The sequence below is a fragment of the Stenotrophomonas sp. HMWF003 genome, assembly GCF_003061285.1.
Lineage (GTDB): Bacteria > Pseudomonadota > Gammaproteobacteria > Xanthomonadales > Xanthomonadaceae > Stenotrophomonas > Stenotrophomonas maltophilia_AP.
In genome coordinates this window covers 363-4,065 of the sequence record NZ_QAIW01000473.1, presented here as the reverse complement: position 1 = coordinate 4,065, position 3,703 = coordinate 363, and the positions used below count along the sequence as shown (strand labels likewise).

The window sequence follows — 3,703 nt, the reverse complement described above, 5'->3', positions numbered from 1 at the left end:
CGGCACTACCCGGATCTACGTCCACTTTTTTGTGGGCGGTGCATTGCCGGACGGTACAGCCTTCATCGGCGGGCGCATGTTCGGATGCATGCCTGGATGCGGTAGTGCCGGCCGCTGGCCGGCTCCTCCAGATACGTGCCATGCACGGACCGCCTGGTTGCCGGCCAGCGGCCGGCACTACCCTGATGTGCATGCACCGCGTGGTTGCCGGCCAGCGGCCGGCACTACCCTGATGTGCATGCACCGCCTGGTTGCCGGCCAGCGGCCGGCGCTACCCTGGTGTACATGGACCGCCTGGTTGCCGGCCAGCGGCCGGCAGTGCCGCTCAGCGCAGCAGCGCTACGGCGGCGCAGGCGATCACGATCGCCAGCGACGGCCACTGCATCGGCACGAAGAAGAAATGATGGCGGGCCCGCTCACCCGGGGCGCGCGGGCCACGGTTGAGCACCAGACCCAGCAGCACATTGATGGCCGCGCCGATGCCGAATCCGATCAGCAGCTGGGTCAGCGAGGTGTTGCCCTTGGCAACGGCAGGATCGGGCCACAGCCACATCAGCAGCAGCAACGTGGCGATGGGGGTGAGCAGGGTCAGGAAACCTGCGCCTCGGTAGATGAGCATGGAATGTCCGGCAAAAAACGAGGGCACATTCTGCCTCACCCGCGTGACGACCGACGGTCGGCACCTGCCCGGAAGGCCACGACCGACGGTCGTGGCCCGCGACATCAGCGCAACCCGGTCTCGTTGCGCGCGATCACCAGCCGCTGGATTTCCGAGGTGCCCTCGTAGATCTCGGTGATCTTGGCATCACGGAAGTACCGCTCCAGCGGCATTTCCTTGGAGTAGCCCATGCCGCCGTGGATCTGCACGGCCTGGTGGGTGATCCACATGGCTGCTTCAGAGGCGGTCAACTTGGCGATGGCCGCCTCGTTGCTGAAACGCTTGCCCTGGCCCTTCACCCATGCCGCGCGCAGGGTCAGCAGCAGCGCTGCGTCCAGCTTGCACTTCATGTCGGCGATCTTGGCCTGGGTCATCTGGAAGGTGCCGATGGCCGCACCGAAGGCCTTGCGGTCCCGTACGTACTCCAGGGTCGCTTCATAGGCAGCGCGGGCGATGCCGATGGCCTGCGAGGCGATGCCGATACGGCCGGCGTCGAGCACGCCCATGGCGATCTTGAAGCCCTCGCCTTCCTTGCCCAGCACTTCGTCGGCGCTGGCCACGTAGTCCTGGAACTCGATCTCGCAGGTGGCCGAGGCGCGGATGCCGAGCTTGGGCTCGGTCTTGCCGCGGTGGAAACCGGCCTTGTCGGTGTCGATCATGAAGGCGGTGATGCCGCGCGCGCCCTGCTCCGGGTCGGTCATCGCAAACAGCACGATGTACTTGGCGACCGGGCCGGAGGTGATCCAGCTCTTCTTGCCGTTGATCACGAAGGTGCCGTCGGCCTGCTTCACCGCGCGGCAGCGCATGGCGGTGGCGTCCGAACCGGACTGCGGCTCGGTCAGCGCGAACGCGCCGATGGCCTCGCCCTCGGCGATGGCGCGCACGTACTTCTGCTTCTGCGCTTCGCTGCCATGGGTCAGGATGCCGTTGCAGAACAGCGAATTGTTGACCGACATGATGGTCGAATGCGCTGCGTCGCCGGCGGCGACCTCCACCATCGCCAGCACGTAGGCAATCGGGTCCATGCCCGCGCCGCCGTACTCGGCCGGCACTTCGATGCCCATCAGGCCGTTTTCACCCAGCAGGCGGATGTTGTCCAGCGGGAATTCGCCGGTACGGTCATGATGTTCGGCGCTCGGCGCGATCTTTTCCTGCGCGATCCGGCGCGCAACGTCCTGCAGCATCAGCTGCTCTTCGGTAAAACTGAAATCCACAACACCCTCCCGGGAACATGGTGATTTTTATGGCCGCGCAGCGCGCGTCCAGGTGGCGCGATTGTACCGGGGGGCGGGCAATACCGGCTGACTTGACCCCACCCCGGCCAGGGACGAAAATATCTCTATATCGCGATAGGTAGATATTTATGGATCTTGAGGACTGGTCGATCCGGCTGAAAGTATTCGCCGACGCCACCCGCGTGCGCCTGCTGGCACTGCTGGAGCAGGAAGAACTGACCGTGGCCGAGCTGTCGGCCATCACCACGCTGGCCCAGCCACGCGTGTCCACCCACCTGGCCCGGCTCAAGGAAGCGGGGCTGGTGCGCGACCGCCGCGCCGGGGTGTCGGCGTACTACCGGTTTGACGATGTCGCATTGGACCCCGCCCAGCGGGCATTGTGGCATGCCCTGAGCACCGGCAGCGACGACCCGCTGCTGCGCCAGGATGCTGAACGCGTGGCGGCCGTGCTGGCCAGCCGCGCGGCCGACCAGAACTGGGCCGACAGCGTCGCCGGCGACATGGAGCGCCATTACTCGCCCGGCCGCACCTGGGCGGCGCTGGCGCGCACTGCACTGCCGCTGCTGGAAACCGGCGACGTGCTCGACATCGCCTCCGGTGACGGCGTGCTGGCCGAACTGGTCGCCCCGCACGCCAAGCGCTACGTGTGCATCGACACCAGCGCGCGCGTGGTGGCCGCCGCCAGCGAGCGCCTGCGCCGCCTGGCCAACGTGGAAGTGCGCGAAGGCGACATGCATGCCCTGCCGTTCAAGGACCGTAGCTTCGACCTGGTGGTGCTGATGCACGCCCTGACGTACGCGGCCAAGCCGGCCCAGGCCGTGGCCGAAGGCGCGCGCGTACTGCGCTCGGGTGGGCGTCTGCTGCTGTGCAGCCTGGCCCGGCACGAGCACAAGGCCGCCGTGGATGCGTACGGCCACGTCAACCTGGGCTTCTCGGACAAGGAACTGCGCAAGTTTGCCGAGAAGGCCGGGCTGGTGGTCTCCAACCTGGAAACCGTCACCCGCGAGAAGCGCCCGCCGCATTTCGAAGTCATTTCGCTGATCGCCACCAAACCCTGAGGCCCGCCATGTCGTCCCTGCCCTGGTTGCACCCCGATCGCGTCCACGCCCTGCAGGAAGCGCTTGCCCGGCGCATCCTGATCATCGACGGCGCGATGGGCACGATGATCCAGCGCCACGGGCTGCAGGAAGACGACTACCGGGGCGCGCGCTTCGTCGATGGCTACGACAGCACCCACGTGGCGCATGTGCATGGCGCCGGCTGCGACCACGCCACCCCCGAAGGCCACGACCTGAAAGGCAACAACGACCTGCTGCTGCTCAGCAAGCCGGAGGTGATCGCCGGCATCCACACCGCCTACCTGGAAGCGGGCGCGGACCTGGTGGAGACCAATACCTTCAATGCCACCTCGGTCAGCCAGGCCGACTATCACCTGGAGCACCTGGTCTACGAGCTCAACAAGGCCGGCGCGGCCGTCGCCCGTGCGTGCTGCGACGCGGTTGCCGCGACCACCCCGGACAAGCCGCGCTTCGTGATCGGCGTGCTGGGGCCCACCAGCCGCACCGCCTCGATCAGCCCGGACGTGAATGACCCCGGGTTCCGCAATACCAGTTTCGATGCGCTGCGCGAGACCTACCGCGAAGCCATCGACGGGCTGATCGACGGCGGCGCGGACACGCTGATGGTGGAAACCATCTTCGACACGCTCAATGCCAAGGCCGCCCTGTACGCCATCGAAGAAGCCTTCGACGACCGCGGCGCGCGCCTGCCGATCATGATCTCCGGCACCATCACCGACGCGTCCGGGCGC

At 67.0% G+C, this 3,703-nt stretch carries 4 protein-coding genes; 2 read left to right on the top strand and 2 right to left on the bottom strand.

All coding sequences use genetic code 11. The annotated features are described in order from the left end of the window. Positions 1-325: 325 nt before the first annotated feature. Both DBR34_RS21125 and DBR34_RS21120 read right to left on the bottom strand, forming a co-directional pair. A complete protein-coding gene (locus DBR34_RS21125) occupies positions 326-619 on the bottom strand; it encodes a hypothetical protein (RefSeq protein ID WP_128098237.1) in 294 nt (97 codons plus the stop codon). 104 nt (positions 620-723) lie between these two features. After that, on the bottom strand, positions 724-1,872 hold the full coding sequence (locus tag DBR34_RS21120; RefSeq protein ID WP_128098236.1) for an acyl-CoA dehydrogenase family protein: 1,149 nt from the start codon (positions 1,870-1,872) through the stop codon (positions 724-726). A gap of 149 nt (positions 1,873-2,021) precedes the next feature. On the opposite strand from DBR34_RS21120, the gene DBR34_RS21115 reads away from it, so the two are divergent. Both DBR34_RS21115 and DBR34_RS21110 read left to right on the top strand, forming a co-directional pair. Then, positions 2,022-2,951, top strand: a complete 930-nt coding sequence (locus DBR34_RS21115; RefSeq protein WP_128098235.1) for a metalloregulator ArsR/SmtB family transcription factor — start codon at positions 2,022-2,024, stop codon at positions 2,949-2,951. Between the two features lie 8 nt (positions 2,952-2,959). After that, a partial coding sequence (locus DBR34_RS21110) for a homocysteine S-methyltransferase family protein (protein WP_258224235.1) occupies positions 2,960-3,703 on the top strand: 744 nt, incomplete at its 3' end.

Coding starts and splice junctions, on each gene's coding strand:
- DBR34_RS21115 (WP_128098235.1), top strand. CDS start 2,022: ATGGATCTTGAGGACTGGTCGATCCGGCTGAAAGTATTCGCCGACGCC.
- DBR34_RS21125 (WP_128098237.1), bottom strand. CDS start 619: ATGCTCATCTACCGAGGCGCAGGTTTCCTGACCCTGCTCACCCCCATC.